Here is a 22,834-nt window from a genome sequence, read left to right as displayed (position 1 = left end):
CTGTATTCTAATGAAACATTTCAAGAAAATCGAATCAAAACTTCTGTTCTCATTGCTGATAATGAGTGTGTGGAGTATCATGGCTGCAGGTCAGACGACAGCCAAAATTTCCAAACACATTCCTGATATCGAAAAATGGATTCAGAAACAATTCGCAAAAGGAAAAACACCTCCGTTCTCGTTTGTATGCGATGGAAAACCTTCTGGAGAATTTATCCGCCAATGGAAATATTCCCAGCAAAAGCTGGAGTCCGAAGAACCGGACATGATAAAGTATCTCTTTACCTACTACAATCCAACCAACGGATTAAAAGTAGAATGTACAGTAAAAGGTTACCCCAGTTACCAGGCTGCCGAATGGGTATTGAACTTTACCAACGAAGGGACGAGCAACTCCCCCACACTTGAACAAGTGAAGGTGGTAGACCTTGCCATGCAGTACGCTTCCAAAGGAGAATTCAAGCTACACTATGCTGACGGAAACCACATCTCCAAATATGATTTCCATCCACGTTCAGTTACCCTGGCAATGGGAGAAACCAAACAGATGTCTCCCCAGGGAGGACGCTCTTCAGAAGGCGACTATCTCCCCTTCTTCAACATCGAATCACCTGCCGGACAGGGAGTTGTATTAGGAGTGGGCTGGTCGGGCACCTGGTATGCAGATGTATGTGCACAGAACAACCAGACAATATCCATGGCTTCAGGAATGAAAACCATGAAATTATACTTACGCCCGCAAGAAACAATCCGTACTCCGAGCATCAGCCTGATGTTTTGGGAAAGTAACGACCGGATGGATGGACACAACAAATTCCGCCGTTTTGTACTGGCACATAAGTCACGGAAAATTAACGGGAAATTTGCTGAATATCCTCTTTCCAGCGGATTTAATTACCGGGATCCCGCACCCTGTACCGAATACTCATGCCTGACAGCCGATTATGCCATCGCCATGGTGAAACGTTACATACAGTTCGGACTGAAACCGGAGATATTCTGGCTGGATGCCGGATGGAATACCGATGCCGCAGACTTTGAACATGGCAAAACCTGGGCCAATACAGCCGGCAACTGGACAGTGGATACTTTACGCTTTCCAAAAGGTCTTCTCCCTGTTGCAGACGAAATACACAAAGTAGGAGCCAAATTCATGGTCTGGTTCGAACCCGAACGCGTTATCCGTGGTACTCAATGGGCGGTGGAGCACCCGAACTGGATGCTCGATATCCCCGAACATAATAATGACACTTATCTGTTGTTCGACTTGGGAAATCCCGAAGCCTGTCGCTGGATGAGTAAATACATAGGCGATATGCTCGAAGAAAACGGCATTGACTATTATCGTCAGGATTTCAATATGCAGCCGGATATCTACTGGACAGCCAATGATGAACCCGGACGTACAGGAATGAAAGAAATACGCCACATCGAAGGATTATACTACTTCTGGGATTATTTGCTAAACCGTTTCCCTAACCTGCTCATAGACAACTGTGCCAGTGGCGGACGACGCATTGACTGGGAAACAATCGGCAGAAGCGCACCGCTATGGAGAAGTGATTATTATCATTACGACGACCCGGACGGATATCAATGTCACACGTATGGATTGAATTTTTTCCTGCCTCTACACGGAACAGGCAGTTTACAAACAGACCCATACTCTTTCCGTTCGAGTGTCAGCTCCGCTCTGATTTATAATTGGAAAATCACCGATAAAAATGCCTCTGTCTATGAAATGCAACGGTGTCTGAAAGAATTCCATGAAATCAGACCTTACTATTACGAAGACTACTATCCACTAACCGGTACAGAAGACATGACTCGGGATAGTATCTGGTTAGCCTATCAGATGCACCGTCCGTCAGACGACAGTGGAATTATCGTAGCTTTCCGCAGAGCTGCCTCTAAAGACAAACAAATTACCGTCAGACTTTCGGGAGTAAATCCGGATAAATACTATACAGTAACAGACATGGATACCAAACAGAGCAAAACCTATCAGGGAAAAGAACTGGCAGACCAGTTGGTACTCATGCTTGAAAAGCCGCATAGTTCCTTATTATTGAAATATAAAGTTACCAACGAAAAACCGAATAAAGAATGAAAAAAAGAATATTATATTATCTATTCATTCTGCTTCTGTTTCCTCACAACGGAACAGGACAGACGGTAGCCCGCATGAATGACCGACCGGTAAACACCAGCCAATGGATAGCCACTCATTTTGCCCGCGGTGTTGTCCCTCCTTTCTCTTTTGAATATGGAGGCAAATCCTCACAGGAGTTTATCAAAAGCTGGTCTTACACGGCTACCCGTCAGAAAAGTGATGATCCCAAGGTCTTGAAATACCTTTATACTTACCGTGAGCCATCCGGAGGACTAAAGGTAGAATGTGAAGTAAAAGGCTTTACCGACTTCAATACCGTGGAATGGGTACTCCGTTTCACCAACCAGGGTAAGAGAAACACACCGGAAATTGCCAACGTAAAAGTATCCGATATCACATTCCGCTACAATCATTCGGGAACATTCAACTTACATTACTCCGAAGGTAGCCACGCATCGAAATCAGACTTCAGCCAACAGCTTAAAGTGCTTTCTACGGGTGATAACCTCTATATGAGACCGGAAGGCGGACGCTCATCACAAATGCGTATGCCGTTCTTCAATATCGAATCTCCTGCCAATCAAGGGGTCATCGTAGCTATCGGTTGGACGGGAACCTGGTTTGCTGATGTACGTTGCGCAGATCAGCAAAGCGTAGCACTTATCTCTGGCATCGAGCGATTGAAAACCTATCTGTATCCGGAAGAAAGTATCCGCACTTCCAGCGTATGTCTGTCATTCTGGAATGGAGCCGACCGTATGAAAGGACACAATCAGTTCCGCCGTTTCGTACAAGCCCATCACACATGGAAAGTGGACGGTAAACCGACTGTATATCCAATATCAACCAGTTTTAACTATGGAGACCCTACTCCCTGCAATGAGTATACTTGCCTGACTACTGATTATGCCATTGCTATGGTGAAACGATACGAACAATTCAAATTAGTACCTGAAGTATTCTGGCTGGATGCCGGATGGTACAATCATTCTGCAGATGTGGCCAATCATAAGAATTGGGCGAATACTGTAGGGAACTGGAGTGTTGACTCCATTCGTTTCCCCGAAGGGCTACGCCCCATCGCCGATGAAGTACACAGAGTAGGTTCAAAATTTATGGTATGGTTTGAACCGGAACGTGTTATGAAAGGTTCTGCCTGGGCATTGGAACATCCCCAATGGATGCTGGATGCCAGAGGGAAGGCCAAACAGGAAGACTGGACAAAAGATGGTGAACACGACTCTTATCTGTTCAATCTCGGAAATCCGGAGGCATGCCAATGGATGAGTAAATACATCGGTGACTTCCTCGAAGAAAACGGAATAGACTACTATCGGCAAGACTTCAATATAGAGCCGGAAGGTTTCTGGGCAGCCAATGACGAACCAGGCAGACAAGGTATCTGTGAAATCCGATATATTGAAGGTCTCTATTCTTTCTGGGAATATCTTCTGAACCGCTTTCCCGGATTGCTGGTTGACAACTGTGCCAGTGGCGGACGTCGCATCGATCTCGAAAGTATCTCACGCAGCGCACCGATGTGGAGAACAGACTACAGCTATGGAGAGCCGATTGGTTACCAGTGTCATACCTATGGATTAAACTTATACCTTCCTTTGCATGGCACAGGAACGGTAAGTGCCGACAAGTTTACCTTCCGCTCCAGTCTCGGTACCTCCATTATTTACAACTGGAAAATAACTGAAGCCGGACAATCCATCTATGATATGCGTGACCGTCAGGCAGAGTTCAAAGAACTCCGCCCCTATTTCTACGAGGATTATTATCCGTTAAGTGGGATAGACAACATTACTTCGGAAAACATTTGGTTAGCATACCAACTTTATCGTCCGTCCGATGACAGCGGCTACGTCGTAGCTTTCCGTCGCAAGGACAATCCAGACAAAAACTACACAGTCAAACTGTCCGGACTACATCCCGAACGGACTTATATACTCACCAATAAAGACACGGGAGAGTCTATAAAGAAAACCGGAAAAGAACTGGCCAACGGTTATACTCTGACACTGGATAATCCACAAAGTAGCTTGATAATCAAATATCAAAGTAAGGAAGCCACCACACAGGAGCTTTCTGTAGGAAAGAAAACCGGCGTAAACCTCCGGGCCATAGGCGCAGAACTCGATCCTCATTTCCTCTCACAGAATGTGACTCGTAATGATGGAGCCAAGGCCGAGGATTGGGATCGGATCGTGGTAAAACGTGTCAAAGAAATGGGACTGCAAAGTTTGCGTGTAATGGTCATGCCACAATGGTACGAACCACAGAATGACAATTCAGATGCATCAAGTATCGACTGGCGTAATTTCACATTCGATTCTGTCGAAATGCAATCACTCTACAAAGTATTGGATATGGCACAGGAACAGAAGATGGAAGTCACTCTCGTTCTTTGGGGAGCTCCTCCGGGACATTTTCTGGCAGAAGGGAATTATGGCAACTGGGTAGTAGCCCCAACCAACTACGAAGAATGGAGCGAGAATTTTTCAGCACTTGTACAACATCTGTTCAATGATAAAAAATACACATGTGTCAAAGAAATCACTCCAATCAATGAACCGGACTGGTCATACATCATCAAAGGCCAGGCTGCCCCTACCGCTGACTACATTGAAATGTGCAAGGTACTGGACAAACGTTTCAAAAAAGACGGAATACGGAATAAAGTACATTTCAGCCTTTCCGACAACTCGGATGGAGGCACAGGAACACATAAATATCTGGCAGCCTGCACAAAAGGACTGGCAAATGTTGCTGATGTATTCAACTCCCATACCTATATCTTCGGATATGAGACCCCAAACTCCACAATTCTGGATTGGGAAAGACAAAACGCCCAATTAGCCGCTTCAGTTGGAAAGCCCCATTTCATCGGTGAATTCGGTGGAAACCAATGCGTGGGTGCCACCAGACAGAAGGATATCGATTTGTATGAACGGGGAGTATTAATGGCACGCATAGCCATCAATATGCTGAACGCAGGAGCAAGCGGCATAAGTTACTGGAGCTTGATAGACCAATATTATGGCAAAGACGCAGACTACGGAGCAATGCAGCAACTGGGATTGTGGAAGTATGTAAAGAAGACATACGCTTCAGAACCATACTACAATGACATCAAGAGTGACTACGAAGTACGCCCTCAATATTATGCCTATTCTCTATTGACACGTTTCATACGCCCGGGGGCCGAAATCCATCCGATAACAACGCCGGAAGAATGGTATGCAGGAACTGCCGTTCGAAACACAAATGGTAAATGGGTATATGTCTTCGCCAACGGAATGGATCAGGAGAAAATGATAAGCCTCATCAACGGACATACACAAGCGAAAGGTAACTATCAGGTCTACCGTTATACCAAAAACAATCTGCCTACTACTGACCAGATGTTGGCACCGGATGTCCAGCCTCTAAAAGTAAAAGATAAAATTCAATGTTCGTTACCACCTCATTCAGTGGTTGTCTTAAAACAAGAATAACAATGTACTCTATTTATTCATTAAACAAATAGTATTTATGAAAACACATTTCTACATTTTATTAATGCTTGGAATGGTATTCCTTTTGGGATGTGAAGACGAAAAGTTAGGCACAGACCTGGGAGTAACCAATGTAGTGCTTCCGGACATTTCGGAAGAATCCCTGGGCACTGAAATCACCATTCAGGGAAATGGCTTTATTGACTGTGATGTACTGGCACTTTCTCCTTTATCAGGAGGGACAGAACAGCCCATCTACATGGAAACCAGAGAAGTATCCTCCGACCATATTACGGTACTTTACCCCTCTACGGCAAACAAAGATTCTTATGGACTTGTATTGGTACGTGGCAGTAAAATGCGAACATTGGGCGTCATCAACAGTACCGTAGGAGTAATGCCCGATGAGAACTTGCGCAATGCCCTCTCTGCTCTCTTCCCCGATATATTCAAAGGAGAGAAGATTTCTTCCAGTGCGAAGTATGTTACATTCACTGATGGCACACTGGATATCAGCGATAAGAATATCACTTCTTTGGAAGGGCTCGAGTATTTCAGCAACATCCGGAAACTGATCTGCAACAACAATGATATAAGCGAAATTCCTGCTGAAGTTCTGTCCAGGCTGTCCGAATTGACTGCACAAAACACAGGATTGTCTAAACTGGAACTGGCTACTGCAGAACATCCGAATAGCACATTGGTATCTCTCAACATAGACGGAAGCACCCAACTGGAATCTATCGATCTGTATTACTGTTATACCATTGAAAGATTCTCTGCTCTAAACTGCAAACTGGTCTATTTGGATGTACGTAACTACCACAGCATCTATGGCGGATGTCTGAACTACAACAGCACAGATTTCAAATTTACTTTCAGTGATGATGCGAGCAAAGAACGACTTCTGAAAATGGAATCCTGGTGGATGGACTCATACTATAGCAATAGCGGTTCCATTGTAGACGCCATCAATAATGGGGTTACAGTGGAAGGATACGACTGGATGCACGACTATCCGGACGGAAACAATAACTATTATTACAGTTACGGAAAATATCAGAAAACATTGAAAAAGTACGGGGAAATTCCTGATGTAAACCTACGGAATGCCCTTAAAGCTCTGGTCCCGGATGTATTCGAAGGAGATAAAGTTCTGACAGTGGCAGCTCTGAATGCAGAATACTTCAAGAACAACACAACTCTTGATCTTAGCAACAAAGGAATCACCAATCTGGAAGGGTTGCAATATTTCTGTGGATATAAGAGCCTCATCCTGGACGGTAATAATCTGGGAGAGATCGACCTGAGTAAATATGCAATCAGCACCAGCTATACGGCAGGTCCGGTAGATGAGAAAGGTATTCAATCTTTCAGTGCCAAGAACGCAGGATTGACCAAGTTTATTTCCGGAGACCAGTATATGATAACCTCTATCGATGTAAGCAATAATCCGGGGCTGACACATCTGGATATAAACCGTTGCAAATCCATCACAGCATTAAACGCATCCGGTTGCCCGCTCGTTTATGTCGATCTGCGTAATTTGGCAGGCACTTATTCTGTTTTAGGTTATTCCGGAGGAACAGTAGATCCTTCAAAAGTTCAGTTCTCATTTACTAACAGCCCTTCAACTCAAAGAAAGCTATTAGTGGAAGAATGGTGGATGGATAGCCCTTGGAACGGCACAAGCCCTTGTATTATCGCAAAAGATCAAGGTGTCCGGATAGAACGCTATGAATACATAGGATACGACAAGGACAAAATGTTGAGTTCATTTAATTAGACAGAAAATAATCTTAAACGTTATAGTTATGAAAAGAAGTTATTGGCTATACAAAATGTGCCTGTTGCTCGGGTTGGGAATCTGTATTCCTGTTACAGGAAATGCATCAGATATCGGAGATGCTACCCTGATACAGCAACAGTCTAAAATAACAGCCTCCGGAGTCGTCGTGGACGAGTCCGGTGAAAGCCTGATCGGAGCCTCCGTCATGGAAAAAGGAGCCGCGGCGAATGGTACTATTACCGACATAGACGGTCGTTTCTCTTTATCGGTTGCTCCCAACGCAATACTCGAGATCAGTTATGTAGGTTATCAGAAACAGGATGTACCTGCCAAAAAAGACATGCGCATCATCATGCATCCGGACGTAGCGAATCTGGAAGAAGTCGTAGTAGTGGCTTACGGTACCCAGAAAAAGGTTTCTGTCATTGGCTCCGTTGCTTCCATCGACCGAAAAGAATTGATGAAGTCTTCATCGCCCAACTTAAGCTCTGCTTTATCCGGAAAGCTCCCCGGACTGACCACTATCCAAACTTCCGGTGAACCGGGACGTGACGAAGTGACCATGTTCCTTCGTGGTGCAGCCACTACAAACGGGACAAATCCATTAATCATGGTAGATGGAGTAGCTGTAGACGATATGCGTTCTATTGATCCGAATGAAATCGCTAATATTTCGGTATTGAAAGATGCTTCCGCAACGGCAGTATTCGGCGTACGGGGTGCCAATGGAGTTATAATGATCACTACCCGGAGAGGCGAAAAAGGAACTGCCCGTATCAGTGCCAATGTAGAATTCAGTATGCAGGAAATGGCCTTCAAACCCGAACGCCTGGACTCATGGGATTGGGTAAGACTTCGCAATGAAGCACTTACTAACGACGGGAACTCTGCCGAGTTCTTCGGACCGGACATCGACAAGTTCGACTCATGGAAAACAGGTAACCCCGTAGATCCTGATTTCTATCCGAATAATAACTGGCAAGATATCTTATTCAGAGATTATGCACCTATGACCAGAGCTAACATGAACGTTTCCGGAGGTTCGGACAAACTTCAATATTTTGTAAGTGCCGGCTACCTGCATCAGGGAGGTATGTTCAACGTAGAACCTAAATCCAAGCTGGGTTACAATGCCCAGTCTTCATTAGATCGCTACAACTTCCGTTCAAATATTGACTATAAAGTCAATAAGTCAGTGAAGATCAACTTAAATGCTTCCTCTTATCTGGAACGGATCAATGGGACTTCCGCAAGCATGACAAGTGTATTCAACAGTGCTCTTACTTCACGGCCTACTTCCATGTATCTGACTCCGGAAGGTGCATACGCCACCGACGCTATACGTACCTTCCCTATCGGAGCCGGATTATCTGTAGAAGATCCTGCCAACAATTCGTTGAGTGCATATCCGTTAATCAACCGTTCGGGTTATCAACTGGAGACCAGATCAGGAATCAATGTCATCGGAGGAGTGGAAATTGATTTGGGGGTTATCACCAAAGGACTCTCTGTTAAAGGACAAGTATCTTTCGACTCCAAAGGATTCGGCAAAACAATAGGAAAACGTTCCTACACTTGGTATACCTATCAGACGTTAGCTTCAGGAGAGCATCTGTTTATCAACCGGCATCCTAGCCTGGAAGATGAAGATGGTCCAATCGAGCTGACCAAGTCTTCCGAGTCTTATTGGACAATGAACCTGCAGGCACAAATCAACTACAACCGTAGTTTTGCTGAGAAACACAATATTACTGCCATGTTCCTGGCACAGCGGGATATTAAAGAATCTAAAGAAACATCAGGTGATCTGTTGCTGCCTTATAATGTAATCGGTATTGCAGGACGTGCAACCTATGATTATGACAGACGTTATTTTGCAGAAGTAAATATGGGTTACAACGGTTCGGAACAATTCTCTCCAGACAAACGATTCGGTTTCTTCCCTGCCGCCTCCCTTGGCTGGTTAGTAACCAACGAAAGCTTTCTTCAGGATAATCCAGTCCTGACGAATCTGAAATTAAGAGCTTCTTGGGGGAAAGTAGGAAATGATGCATTTACAACCAGTGACGGAAAGCCTGCCCGCTTCCTTTATCTGGATAATATCAGTCAATATTCCGTAGTAACAGACAGTAAAGGAGACCACTGGCTATCTCCGAGCTTGGGATATGCTTCCAACGGTTCCGGCTGGGGACAAGGTTATAAAATCGCCGAGAACTATATCGGAAACAAAAGTATCACATGGGAAACAGCTGAAAAACAGAATTATGGTATAGACATATCTTTGTATCATGATCTTTCTTTCTCGTTCGACTACTTCGTTGAGAAAAGAAAGAATATCCTGATTATCCCTCAAACAACTCCTATGATTCAAGGTCTGCCCTCCTCTGCCCTTCCATTAATGAACGATGGTGAAGTCAAGAACCAAGGATTTGAGATGGTACTCGGATATCAGAAGCAATTCAAGAACGGGCTGTCTGTTTCTGCCAATGCAAACTTCAGTTATGCCAAAAACAAAGTTCTAGAATATGATGAACCGCTATTAGGTAAGGATTATGCATACCGCACCCGCACCACTGGATTTTCATTAGGACAAAACTGGGGATATATTATCGACCACAGCTATGATCCCGAAAAAGGCCGTGACGGAACCGGTTTCTTCTACAGTGACGAAAGTATCGCCAAGAGTGGGCTGACCTACGAGGGCGTAGGGACACCGGAGCCCGGAGACTTTATTTATAAGGATCTCAACGGAGACGGGGTGATCAATGACCGTGACAAAGCTCCTATCGGCTATTCATCTTTGTTACCCCGCATCAATTACGGTTTCTCTTTATCTGCCAATTGGAAAGGATTCGACGTTTCCATCATGTTGCAAGGAGTAGGTCAATACAGCAAGACTTATTCGGGAGCCGGTATCTACGAAAGTAGTGGTAACTTCTACAAAATGCACATGGGGCGTTGGAGCGAAGAACGCTATAATAATCATGAAAAGATTACGTATCCCCGTTTATCCAGCAGTGGTGGACCGAGCTTACAGCCCAATGATTTCTTTATCATGGATGCCTCCTATATACGTCTGAAAAATGCAGAAGTAGGATATACATTACCGGAAAGCATCAGCAAGAAGATCGGCGCATCCAATGTACGTTTCTATTTAAGCGGTAACAATCTGTATACATGGACTCACCTCAAGACCGATAGCTTCGATCCTGAACAGAACGGTCCGGCAGCTTATCCGACAATGCGCACTTACAACGTAGGTTTGAATATTACATTTTAATGGCTAAAACAAAACCGATATGAAAAAAAGATTTATTTATATATGCATGTTTGCTTCCCTGCTCACATTCAGTTCTTGTAATGAAGCATTGGATGTAGCTCCTGACGGAAGATTATCGCTGGATGAAGTATTTCAGGATCCTGATCTGACCAAAGCTTATTTCAGCACTTGTTTTGACTACCTGCCCAAAAAGAGTTTGCGATACCACTTCTGGAGCAACTATCCCGTGGCACTTAGTGACGAAGCATGGGATTGCACAGATGGTTCCGGTGGTGGCTTTGCACATGCCGCATCAGGCAACTGTACTACTACAGACTTCTATCTCGACGTTCGCAGAGATATGGGTGATACCTATTCAGAGGGAGGATACTGGCAATTATACTGGGGACAAATCCGCACCATCAACACATTCCTCCAACGGGCAGCCACCGCTGCCATCCCGAGCGAAACAGACCGTGACCGCTGGGTAGCAGAAGCTCATGTACTCCGCGCTTATTTCTATATGGAACTGTTAAAATGGTATGGTCCTGTACCTATTGAAAAGGAGCCTTACGGGTTGGATTATGATTTTTCAACCTTGTCACGCCCCAGCTTCGAGGACTGTGCCCGCTTCATTGTAGACGATTGCGAAACAGCCCTTAAATCAGCCAACCTTCCCTGGCGGCTGACAACGCTCAACGAAAAGATCAGAATGACTAAAGGCATCGCAATGGCTATCCGTTCCGAAGCATCTTTGTTCGCTGCCAGCACTTATAACAATGGCGGAAAGGATCTATGGGAATGGGCTTACACAATCAATAAAGACTGTTTGGAACAACTGAAAGCCAACGGATACGAACTCTATACTAAATGTTCGGATACGGAAAAGTATTACAACAATGCTTATATGGAGTACTTCACGCTCAATAACTACATCGGAACAGATCCCAGTGATAAAGAAACAATCTGGCAAAGCACAGAAGGTTATTGGCCCGACCCGTATACAAATCCTTTGTATGATGTTATCGGAGCACCGGTATTAGGGAATGCCCAACTAACCATTGTGCCTTCCCAAGAGTTAGTAGACGCCTATGATATGTTAGCAACCGGAAAACCTGTATTGGATTTATCCAGACCTTATAATGACGAGAAACATCTGTCTCCCAATTACAATCCCAACAGTGGTTATGATCCTGCAAATCCCTATAATGGACGTGATTTACGTTTACAAGCTACTGTTTTTTACAATAACAGTCCAGTTCTGTTAGGTAAAGAACCGGCAGTCGTAGAAACATATGTAGGAGGAAACAGCGAAATCCGTACTAGTGGAAATACAAACACACGTACCGGTTATTATTGGAGAAAGAGAATGGTGAACGGTAACTGTAAAGCAGCCGGAGTAGCCGGATATGACGGTCGTTTCCGTTTCTATCGGTTAGGTAAAATTTATCTGAACGCAGCCGAAGCCGCTATTGAAAGCGGTCATCTCACCGAAGGTCTGGGATGGGTCAATGAAATCCGTCATCGGGCAGGCTTTGATCCCTCGGTTGATTTGTCGACAAATGACAAGAACGAAGCACGCCTGTTGGTACGCCACGAACGTCAAGTAGAACTGGCTTGCGAAGAAGACAGATATTTCGACATCCGTCGTTGGACACCTGCAAATGAGAACATGGAAAACGAGAAGTTTACCACAGGTATGAAAATCACCAAGAATGGAAATTCATATTCTTATGAAAGAATTATTTTAGGAACAGACGGCGGCAAGCCGAGTAAAATGAGTTACGAAAAAAAATGGCACGTATATCCTATCCCAGCTAACGAAGCAGCCGTATTGGAAGGCACAACGGGACAGACGTGGCAAAATGCAGGATGGTAATCATAAAACAGAATGTATATGAAAAACAGAATAATCACACTTTTGTGCATCGTATGCCTGTTTGCAGGCAACGAAGTATGCCGGGCACAAGTGCAAGAAGTAATATCCGGTGTGGTGCGGAATGAGAGCAACGAACCTTTAGACGGTGCAATCATTTCTGTTCCGGACAATCCCGAATACACCACAAGCAGTGACAAAGACGGAAAATTCATCATGGAAATACCGTCAGGAGCCAATATGGTAGTTTGTAAGATTCCGGGATACCGGAACCAGACAATGAAATTCACTCTGAACAAACCTGTTGAATTTCGCCTGGTATCAGATATTGCCGATCAGGATACACCTATCGAAGTAGCCATGCTACAAAAAGAGAAAAAAGGAAGTTATACCGGAGCTATCTCTACCGTTCAGGGAGACGAATTGGTAAAAACGCCCAATAGCGGATTTTCAGCCACATTGACCGGACGTTTGGCCGGATTGACCTCTATCCAGTCAACCAGCACACCGGCTGATGATGCAACGACAATGTATATACGTGGCCTGAACTCTATAAATGGCAATTCACCTTTGGTCGTGCTCGACGGAATTCCGGCTCCACTATTCGATATGAATACGCTTGATGCCAACACTGTCGAGTCTGTCAGTATTCTGAAAGATGCCGCAGCTAAAGCATTATATGGTCCCCGAGCTTCCTCCGGAGTGATTCTTATTACTACCAAAAGAGGAGAAATAGGACGTACCAAAGTAAATGTAAACATGGACTTCTCCATACAGCAGGCTACCCAGCGCCCCAAAACAGTAAGTACAGGCGAATATGCACAGATGCGTAACCAGGCATTACTCAATGATGGAGGCACTCCGCTTTATTCTTTATATGAAATAGCCGGATTCACAGATGGGACTATCCCCGGACATGACTGGTATGACACCTTTATGAATGATGCAGCCAGTATGCAACGATACAATATCAATATCAGCGGAGGCAATAACCGGGTGAAATATCTTGTTAATGCCGGTTATCTTCATCAAAACAGTCTGATTGACGCAGAAAAGAACGACAACTATAACCCAGCGCTCAAATTGCATCGTTTCAACATCCTAGCCAATGTAGACGTTACTCTGCATCGTTATCTGAATTGTTTCCTTAATACCAATGTCACTATCGACCGGATGAATCAAGGGTATAATGGCACAGGAGATATTATGAATTCGATCTATCAGATGGCTCCCACCGTACCGGGACCTGTCACCGAAGACGGAAAAGTAATTACCACAGAGTATAACGAATACCCTACTTACGGACTTATCAACCGTTCCGGATATAGCCATCGAACGGGTATCAACCTAAATGTCGCCTATGGAATGAACTTGGATCTGGGATTCCTGACCAAAGGATTAAGCGTGAAAGGAATAGTAGGTTATGAAGCCAACTATGACGGTACAATCTACGGTTCTACCGACTATGCACGTTACGCAGCCAATGGTAGTGGCATTTTTGGCACACACACCACTCTTCCTCTAAGCCTAAGTAAGACTGCCAATATGCGTTATTTTATCAACTTTCAGGGGTTTGTCAGCTACAACCGTACTTTTGGAGAAAAACATGAAGTAGATGCATTTGTCAGTTATTTCAATGAGAATATGATGAAAAACGGAGATCTTCCATACGATCGTTTATCATTGATGGGACATGTGAAATACGGCTATGATTCACGATACTATATACAAGGAGACTTCACTTATGACGGTACGGAACAGTTCAAACCGGGCAACCGTTTTAAATTCTTTCCGACAGTATCCGCCGCTTGGGTGGTATCCAACGAAAGTTTCCTGAAAGACAGTGACTGGTTATCTTTCTTCAAAGTGCGTGCGTCTGCCGGCTGGCTGGGAAATGACCAAATATCCGCTACACGTTTCTTGTATGCTACCGATGTACGTTATCAGTTGCAAGGCTATTTGTTAAGTAACTACTATGCAGCTCGAACAGTAGAAGGTATGCAAGGTAATCCATATATCCACTATGAAAAGTCTTTCCAGCAAAACTACGGAATCGATATCACTCTGTTCAATTCATTAAGTCTCACATTTGACTACTGGAATGTGAAGCAGACCAATATGGCTATCCAAAACAATAGTATCTCTTCTGCACAAGGTATTGCCAGCAATTATCTGCCCTTCGAAAATCTAGGTAAGATGAATAACAAAGGATTCGATATCGAATTATCCTACACCAAAAAACTGAAATGCGGATTAAATATGACATTCAGAGGCAACATGGGATACAACAAAAACGAAGTAATTGACGTCAAAGAGTTGAATCGTACAACCAGCGGATATTACTACCCATATCGTAAGACCGGTTATTCTGCCGGACAGCAGTTTGGCTATCTCATTGACTATTCCAACGGAAACGGATATTACAATAGTCAAGAAGAAATAGACAAGAGCGGACTCCGATTCTCCGGAGCTTCTCCCCGTCCGGGCGACTTTATCTACAAAGACCTGAACAACGATGGAAATATCGACGAACGCGACCAGGCCCCAATGGATAAAGCACAAACGCTGCCGACCATCGCCTATGGCGGCTCTGTCCAATTGGAATATAGGAACTTTGATTTATATGTTCAGTTGCAGGGTGTGTCGGGCACAGCCGCCTATTATAGTGGATGCGGTATCTTCGACAATAGCTATCAAGGCGTGTACACCGACCTCCATCGTAATGCCTGGACAGCAGAACGTTATGCATCCAATGAAGAGATTTCCTACCCGGCTCTGACCACCGGAAACTCTTCCAGTCTCCAAAACAATGAGTTCTTCTATTCTAAGAACAACTACTTGCGAGTAAAGAATGTAGTATTAGGATATACATTGCCAAAACGTTGGAGCAGTAAACTAAAACTGGAGAAGATGAGATTTTATATCAGTGGCGCCAATCTGCTGACTACCTCATCTCTTAAGTTTGACAATCTGGACCCTGAACAATATTCTTATACCACATACCCTATTTACAGAACATTTAATATCGGACTTAACTTGAATTTCTAAAGACTAAAGTTATGAAAATAAAACAACTTATATTAGGAGTACTCTCCCTATTTATATTGCCTGCATTGAACGGATGCACCGATATTGAGGATCACCCGGACGGTCGTACAGATTACAGTGATTTGTTTACCACTAATCGCAAAACGTATGCCTATATGAACCAATGCTACGGATGGATTCTAAACTACGGAATGAACTATAACTACACAATGCTTGCAGGCTGTACGGACGAAGCTAAAGATGCTTGGGAATTACAGAACGGAGCTACCCGCAAATGGAATGAAGGACAATTATCCCCCTTCAGTAATCCATTGGAAAACATCGAAGGTAATCCGGAAAATTACAACTATTATTATCAAGGGATACGCGCTTGTAACATCTTCCTTGCCAATATCCCTACTGCCAGTGTCTATTCGGAAGAGATACGCAACAGTTTCAAGGCACAGGTACTAACACTACGTGCTTTCTATTATCTTCAATTAGTAAAACGTTATGGAGGCGTTCCCGTCATAACAACTCCTGACTACGATTATACCAAAGTCAAGAGAGGTACATTCGGCGAATGTGCCCGTCAAATATTGGCCGATTGCCAGGATGCCATCGACATTCCCACTGTTGAAGAATGGGGATGGCGTTCATTGGACAAGGAAAACTACCGTCATGTAATGACAAAAGCCATCTGCGCTGCTATCCGTTCGCAAATAGCGCTCTATGCAGCCAGCCCCTTGTACAATGACGGAACAATCACCTGGACAGAAGCCGCAGAAATCACGAAGAAATCTTTGGATGACTGCCTGGCAAACAATTATGAACTTTATAAGAGACAGCCGAATGCCACAGCCGGCTACTCTCCTTATGATGTTTATTTCTACTCGCGTACTGACCTTCCGGTAGTAAACGACAAAGAAACCATCATGGAGGTTGGACAAATGTATATGTGGAATTATGCCGGCCTGCCAACTACTGATGGTCAGACAGATGCCGGCGCATGTCCGTCTCAAGAATTACTTGATGCTTATGAAGTCGTGAACCCGGATATGACAGAGGCCTATCCCCTGCTCAATCTTGAGAATCCCTATCAAGACGCCAATCACCTGCAACCCAATCTGAATTCGGCTGTTCAAAACCTTTATAATCAATCTAAGCCGTATGAGAACCGTGATCCACGTCTTAAAGCTTCTATCTATTATGATGGTTCCAAACTGAATCTGGAAACGGGTGCATTAGTCTCAACCAAGGCAGGAGGAAACTGTGCTCTCGATCCGAGCAATGCACGCTACACCTGTACAGGTTATTATACACGTAAGTTTTCACATTATAAATCTGGACGTTCCGGTAACCTCGACGGATATTTCAAAGAATTCCGTTTGGCCGAATTATATTTGAATTATGCAGAAGCCGCTAACGAGGCATCTACCACCGGGACTGTACCTAATGATGCAGTAGATGCAGTCAATGCAGTGCGTTCCAGAGTAGGCATGCCGGGCATTCCTTATGGATTATCCTGTGAACAGTTCCGTCTGCGAATCAGAAACGAAAGGCGTGTGGAACTTGCTTTTGAAGAACATCGCTTCTTCGACGTACGCCGTTGGAAAATACTGGATCAGACAGATAAGGTAGTCACCGGAATGAAAGCAAACTCGGATGGAAGTTACTCCCGTTTTGTAGTAGATAATACCCGAAAAGCATACAGTGAGAAATTCCTGTTGTATCCGATACCGGGTGATGAGGCAATCAGGTTGCAAAATGCAGCAGGAACCAACTGTCAGAATCCGGGCTGGTAATCAAACCTAAAAAATACAGATTATGAAAAAGTGGTTATTAACTATTATTATTACCATACTTCCTGTTATCACTGCATGTTCTAAAACCGATACGGAAGTATCTGTACCGGAAGAAGAAACAGGAAAGAAAACAGAGATTAAGTTCCTTCAACTCAACTTATGGGTGGAGTGTACCAAGGTGGAACACGCTCCGGAATATCTGATAGAACAGATTGCTGCCCTACAGCCTGACATTGCTACATTTTGTGAATTATATAAAGGTCCGCAAGACGATCCTGTAATGCCTAAACTGATGCAAGGACTTAAAGATAGGGGACTCACCTATTACGATGCACGAATTGACGGAAGGGCAGTCATATCGAAATTTCCGATCAAAGAGACAGAACGCATCAATAAATGGATGTTCAAAGCTATTTTGGATGTAAACGGGAAACGAGTGGCCGTTTACCCGGCACATTCGGAGTATCGTTACTACACCTGTTATTATCCCCGGGGGTACAATGACGGCAACGTTAATTGGGATAAGCTTCCGGTTCCTATCACTGATGTAGACAAGATACTTGCTGTCTGCGAAGAATCAGACCGTATAGAATCCGCCCAAGCTTTTATCAACAACGCCGCCAAAGAGCTAGAGCAAGGAGCACTCGTATTTTTTGCCGGAGATCTGAATGAGCCTTCTTATCTGGATTGGCAGGCCGATACAAAAGATCTATTCGATCATCGCGGATGTATCGTCAATTGGGGAACTTCCAAATTGTTGGTTCAACGGGGATATAAAGATGCCTACCGAGTAATTCATCCCAATCCGGTGAAATGTCCGGGATTCACTTTTCCTGCCGACAACAAGGCGATCGCTCCGGAAAACCTCTCATGGGCACCGGAGGCAGATGAACGTGAACGGATTGATTTCGTTTATTACTATCCCAATAAGAGTCTACAAGTGAAGAAAGCAGAGCTAGTAGGCCCGACAGGATCTATTGTACGTGGGCAAAGAGTAGAGGAACAAACCAAAGATCCGATTATTCCACCCGTAAACAGTCAATGGCCAAGCGATCATAAAGGAGTATTGATCACGTTCTACATCAAATAGTCATGGGCACTATATAAAAGGTTAGTTAAGTTAAACACCGGGAGAGCAGTTCTGTTAAATAGAATTCTCTCCCGGTGTTTTATAGTTACTTTCTTCTAATAAGATTCACTGAAATCAAATAAAAACAATATATTTGCATAGATGTAAACACCTTAAAATACAAATTAGTGAGAAAAGTAATCCTTTTATTTTTGCTATTTTTAAGCGTAGTCGCAGTCCGCACACAAGGTCAAAACATCACTTTTAGTCATTTGACCACGGACGACGGGCTTTCCCAGTTCTCTGTTAATAGCCTTTATATTGACGAACAAGGGATTATATGGATCGGTACGCGTGAAGGACTTAACCGATATAACGGTAACGATATCAAAAGTTTCAAACTCAATAAGAACGATCCGAATAGTCTGTTCAGCAATACAGTGCTGCGCATCACCGGAAACAAAAACGGAAAAGTATACTTGCTTTGCACTGATGGAGTAGCAGAGTTCGATCTGACTACGCAAAAATTCAAAACATTACTGCAAGGGAATGTGGATGCTATTTACTTCAATGAAAAATTATATATCAGCAAAAGAGAAGAAATTTTTGTATATAATGAAAGCACGGGTAACTTCGATCTCTACTATCATCTTGCCGGAAAAAACATCACCCTCTCCTGCCTCCACTTGGACGAAAAGAAAAACCTTTGGATGGGGACTACCAGTAGTGGCCTTTACTGCTTGTCGGAAGATAAAACAAAAATCTCACAACCTGTTACAAGAGGTAATATTGCCAGTATATATGAAGATTCTGCCAAAGATTTATGGATAGGCAGTTGGGAAGAAGGACTCTACCATATAAAGAGAGACGGAAACATCGAAAACTTTCGCCACGATTCGAAAAACGCGAATAGTCTCTGCTCTGATTTTGTAAGAAGCTGTTGTGAAGACAACACAGGCAACCTGTGGATAGGAACATTTCACGGTCTGAACCGGTATGACAAAAGCACAGGCAAATTCTATCTATATACTGCCAATAATGACAGACCCGACGGACTCACCCACTCTTCCATCTGGTGTATCGTAAAAGATGAGCAAGGAACAATCTGGTTGGGTACTTACTTCGGAGGTGTTAATTATTTCAACCCGGAATACGAAATTTATACTCGTTACAAAACTGGAGATACAGAGAAAGAAGGTCTAAGTAGTCCGATCATCGGCAGAATGACAGAAGATAAGAACGGGAACCTGTGGATTTGTACCGAAGGCGGTGGTGTGAATGTGTACGACCGGAAGAATAACACCTATCGGTGGTATCGCCATGAAGAAGGCAAGAACAGTATCTCCCATAATAATGTAAAAGCAATCTATTATGACCGGGATCATGAGATTATGTGGATAGGCACCCACTTGGGAGGCCTGAATAAGCTCGACCTGCACACTAATCGTTTCACAGCCTACCGAATGAAAGCAGGGGATCCAACATCGCTGCCTTCAGATATTGTCCGGGACATTGTACCATATAAAGACAAGCTGGTTGTTGCTACACAGAACGGTGTCTGCCTTTTCGATCCAATAACAGGTACTTGCCAACAACTTTTTAAAGAGACGAAAGAAGGAAGAGGCATTGGCATGGTAGCCAGTCTTTGCATTGATAAAGACGGCACATTGTGGATTGCAGCTACCGGGGAGGGCGTTTATTCTTACCGGTTCGACAGCGGTAAACTCACTAATTATCCGCACAATCCTGCCAATCCAAACAGTCTTAGCAACAACAATATCAACAGCATCATGCAGGATAGTAACGGTAATCTGTGGTTCTGCACCTCCGGAAGCGGCCTCGACCGTTACCGTAAAGCAAGTGATGACTTTGAAAACTTCGATGTACAGAAAGATGGTTTATCCAGCGACTGTATCTACGAAGTTTGCGAATCATCCATACAGAAAGGAGACTTACTGCTGATTACCAATCAAGGATTCTCACAGTTCGACTATCCAAGCAAGACATTCTATAATTATGGTACGGAAAATGGGTTCCCGCTGACCGCCGTTAATGAAAACGCACTATTTGTGACACATGACGGAGAAGTATTCCTTGGCGGTATTCAGGGAATGATTTCTTTCTGGGAGAAGAAATTACACTTCACCCCAAAATCATATAATATCATTCTTTCCCGTCTGTTTGTCAATGGAAAAGAAGTAATTCCGGGAGATGAAAGCGGCATCCTTGAACAATCGATCTGCCACACTCCGGAAATTAGCCTGAAAGCAAATCAATCGATGTTTAGCATCGAATATGCCACTTCCAACTTCATCCCTGCCAACAGAGATGAGATTCTCTATCGCCTGGAGGGTTTCTCAGACGAATGGAACCATACTTACCGGAAACAAACGCTGATTACTTATACAAACCTGAATCCAGGTAAATATACCCTTGTCATCAAATCACAGAGGGAAGGAATAAAAGAGGCCAGATTGCTGATTATTATACTCCCTTCGTGGTATGAGACATGGTGGGCTTACCTGATTTATACCATTGTAACTATCAGTCTGTTATGGTATCTTATTCAGAACTATAATTCGCGCATCAAACTCCGTGAATCTTTAAAATACGAAAAGAAACATATTGAAGACCTTGAAGCTTTGAACCAGTCAAAACTTCGTTTCTTCACTAACATCTCACACGAGTTCCGCACACCATTAACGCTGATCGTAGGACAAGTAGAAACATTGTTGCAAGTGCAGACATTTACGCCTAACATATATAATAAGGTGTTGGGAATCTACAAGAACAGTCTCCAATTGCGGGAACTGATTACGGAACTGCTCGATTTCCGAAAGCAGGAACAAGGTCACATGAAGATCAAAGTAAGCCAGCATAACCTGGTAAATTTCCTGTATGAGAACTACCTGCTATTCCTCGAATATGCCAGCAGTAAACAAATCAACTTCAAGTTCAATAAGCAGAAGGATGACATTGAAGTATGGTATGACCAAAAGCAGATGCAGAAAGTGATAAACAATTTATTATCAAACGCAGTAAAACATACCAAAGCTGAAGATACAATTTCGATTAACGTATCGCAGGAAGATAATCACGCCATTATTGAAATAAAAGATACCGGTACAGGCATTGCTGCTGCCGAGATTGATAAGATATTCGACCGCTTTTATCAGACTGAGCATCTCAACTCATTGAATACCGGAGCTGGCACTGGAATCGGTTTGGCACTGACGAAAGGTATTGTAGAACTTCATCACGGCACAATCCGGGTGGAAAGTGAACCGGGTAAAGGAAGCAGTTTCATTATCACCCTTAAATTTGGCAATAATCACTTTACAGAAGAGCAAATAGCGAAGGATGATACGGAAACCATCCAACAAACAGAAGAGATTGTTCCTTCAGTAGAGATAATCTCTGATTCGGAATGGAAAGAAGAAGACAACAAACGTATCGAGGACGCCAAAATGTTGATAGTGGAAGACAATGAATCTATCAAACAGATGCTAGTCGGTATTTTCGAAACATTCTATCAGGTCAGTACAGCTTCCGACGGAGTAGAAGCACTAGAAATGATACAGAAGGATATGCCGAGCATCATTTTAAGTGATGTTGTGATGCCACGTATGTCAGGTACGGAACTTTGCAAACAGATCAAGACGGACTTTAATACCTGCCATATTCCGGTAGTATTACTAACTGCACGCACTGCTATAGAGCATAATATCGAAGGATTGAAGATCGGTGCGGATGATTATATCACGAAACCGTTTAATACCAATCTTCTAATTTCCCGTTGCAATAATCTAGTTAACTCCCGACGGCTATTGCAAGAGAAGTTCAGCAAACAGCCGCAGGCTTTTGCTCAAATGTTGGCTACCAACCCGATGGATAAAGAGATGCTCGACCGTGCAATGGCTATTATCGAACGCCATCTGGACAATACGGATTTCAACGTTAACATCTTCGCCCGTGAAATGGGTATGGCACGTACAAACTTATTCACCAAACTGAAAGCAGTCACAGGCCAGACCCCGAATGATTTCATTCTAAGCATACGTCTCAAAAAAGGCGCTGTTATGTTAAGGAATAATCCGGAGCTGAATATCACGGAGATCTCTGACCGGATTGGGTTCTCCTCCTCCCGCTATTTCAGTAAATGTTTCAAAGAGATTTATCACGTCAGTCCGCTGGCTTATCGTAAAGGAGAAGAGAGCGAAGAAAGAGACGAAGAAAAAGCTGATTAGCAAGCAATTGCACAAGCTGTCTTGCAAAATAATCTTATATTATTAGGCACGGACCACACGGATTTCACGGTTTTAAAACGATGAGCATGAAAACAACAACGTTAATCCGTGTAATCCGTGCCTAAATTTATTATATAAACGAATAC

At 43.7% G+C, this 22,834-nt stretch carries 9 protein-coding genes; all 9 read left to right on the top strand.

The genetic code is table 11. The features are described from left to right. The first annotated feature begins 10 nt into the window (after window positions 1-10). The 9 genes from GD631_RS05510 to GD631_RS05470 all read left to right on the top strand — a co-directional run bounded on the left by GD631_RS05510 (window position 11) and on the right by GD631_RS05470 (window position 22,688). Window positions 11-2,110 carry a glycoside hydrolase family 36 protein gene (locus GD631_RS05510; protein ID WP_143256717.1) on the top strand — a complete coding sequence of 700 codons (2,100 nt, stop codon included), beginning with the start codon at window positions 11-13 and terminating at the stop codon, window positions 2,108-2,110. After that, the gene (locus GD631_RS05505) at window positions 2,107-5,616 is read left to right on the top strand and encodes an alpha-galactosidase (protein WP_143256716.1); all 3,510 of its coding nucleotides are present in this window, start codon (window positions 2,107-2,109) and stop codon (window positions 5,614-5,616) included. Before GD631_RS05510 ends, GD631_RS05505 begins: the two co-directional genes overlap by 4 nt. Window positions 5,617-5,653: 37 nt before the next feature. Continuing rightward, entirely contained in the window at window positions 5,654-7,402 is a 1,749-nt protein-coding gene (locus GD631_RS05500) for a leucine-rich repeat domain-containing protein (RefSeq protein ID WP_143256715.1), read from the top strand. 28 nt (window positions 7,403-7,430) lie between these two features. Beyond that, window positions 7,431-10,685 (top strand): SusC/RagA family TonB-linked outer membrane protein, encoded by a 3,255-nt coding sequence (locus GD631_RS05495; protein WP_143256714.1) that lies wholly within the window; start codon window positions 7,431-7,433, stop codon window positions 10,683-10,685. A gap of 19 nt (window positions 10,686-10,704) precedes the next feature. Then, entirely contained in the window at window positions 10,705-12,543 is a 1,839-nt protein-coding gene (locus GD631_RS05490) for a RagB/SusD family nutrient uptake outer membrane protein (protein ID WP_143256713.1), read from the top strand. A 12-nt stretch (window positions 12,544-12,555) separates the two neighbouring features. Continuing rightward, on the top strand, window positions 12,556-15,588 hold the full coding sequence (locus tag GD631_RS05485; RefSeq protein ID WP_143256712.1) for a SusC/RagA family TonB-linked outer membrane protein: 3,033 nt from the start codon (window positions 12,556-12,558) through the stop codon (window positions 15,586-15,588). A gap of 11 nt (window positions 15,589-15,599) precedes the next feature. Beyond that, on the top strand, window positions 15,600-17,372 hold the full coding sequence (locus tag GD631_RS05480) for a RagB/SusD family nutrient uptake outer membrane protein (protein ID WP_143256711.1): 1,773 nt from the start codon (window positions 15,600-15,602) through the stop codon (window positions 17,370-17,372). A 22-nt stretch (window positions 17,373-17,394) separates the two neighbouring features. Next, window positions 17,395-18,462 carry an endonuclease/exonuclease/phosphatase family protein gene (locus GD631_RS05475; RefSeq protein WP_143256710.1) on the top strand — a complete coding sequence of 356 codons (1,068 nt, stop codon included), beginning with the start codon at window positions 17,395-17,397 and terminating at the stop codon, window positions 18,460-18,462. 167 nt (window positions 18,463-18,629) lie between these two features. Then, entirely contained in the window at window positions 18,630-22,688 is a 4,059-nt protein-coding gene (locus GD631_RS05470; protein ID WP_143256709.1) for a hybrid sensor histidine kinase/response regulator transcription factor, read from the top strand. The last annotated feature ends 146 nt before the right edge of the window (window positions 22,689-22,834 follow it).

The organism is Bacteroides luhongzhouii, assembly GCF_009193295.2.
Taxonomy (GTDB): domain Bacteria; phylum Bacteroidota; class Bacteroidia; order Bacteroidales; family Bacteroidaceae; genus Bacteroides; species Bacteroides luhongzhouii.
Note: the sequence above shows the minus strand (reverse complement) of the source record. Positions and strands in the feature narration are given on the sequence as shown.

Coding starts and splice junctions, on each gene's coding strand:
- GD631_RS05505 (WP_143256716.1), top strand. CDS start 2,107: ATGAAAAAAAGAATATTATATTATCTATTCATTCTGCTTCTGTTTCCT.
- GD631_RS05495 (WP_143256714.1), top strand. CDS start 7,431: ATGAAAAGAAGTTATTGGCTATACAAAATGTGCCTGTTGCTCGGGTTG.
- GD631_RS05500 (WP_143256715.1), top strand. CDS start 5,654: ATGAAAACACATTTCTACATTTTATTAATGCTTGGAATGGTATTCCTT.
- GD631_RS05510 (WP_143256717.1), top strand. CDS start 11: ATGAAACATTTCAAGAAAATCGAATCAAAACTTCTGTTCTCATTGCTG.
- GD631_RS05485 (WP_143256712.1), top strand. CDS start 12,556: ATGTATATGAAAAACAGAATAATCACACTTTTGTGCATCGTATGCCTG.
- GD631_RS05490 (WP_143256713.1), top strand. CDS start 10,705: ATGAAAAAAAGATTTATTTATATATGCATGTTTGCTTCCCTGCTCACA.
- GD631_RS05480 (WP_143256711.1), top strand. CDS start 15,600: ATGAAAATAAAACAACTTATATTAGGAGTACTCTCCCTATTTATATTG.
- GD631_RS05475 (WP_143256710.1), top strand. CDS start 17,395: ATGAAAAAGTGGTTATTAACTATTATTATTACCATACTTCCTGTTATC.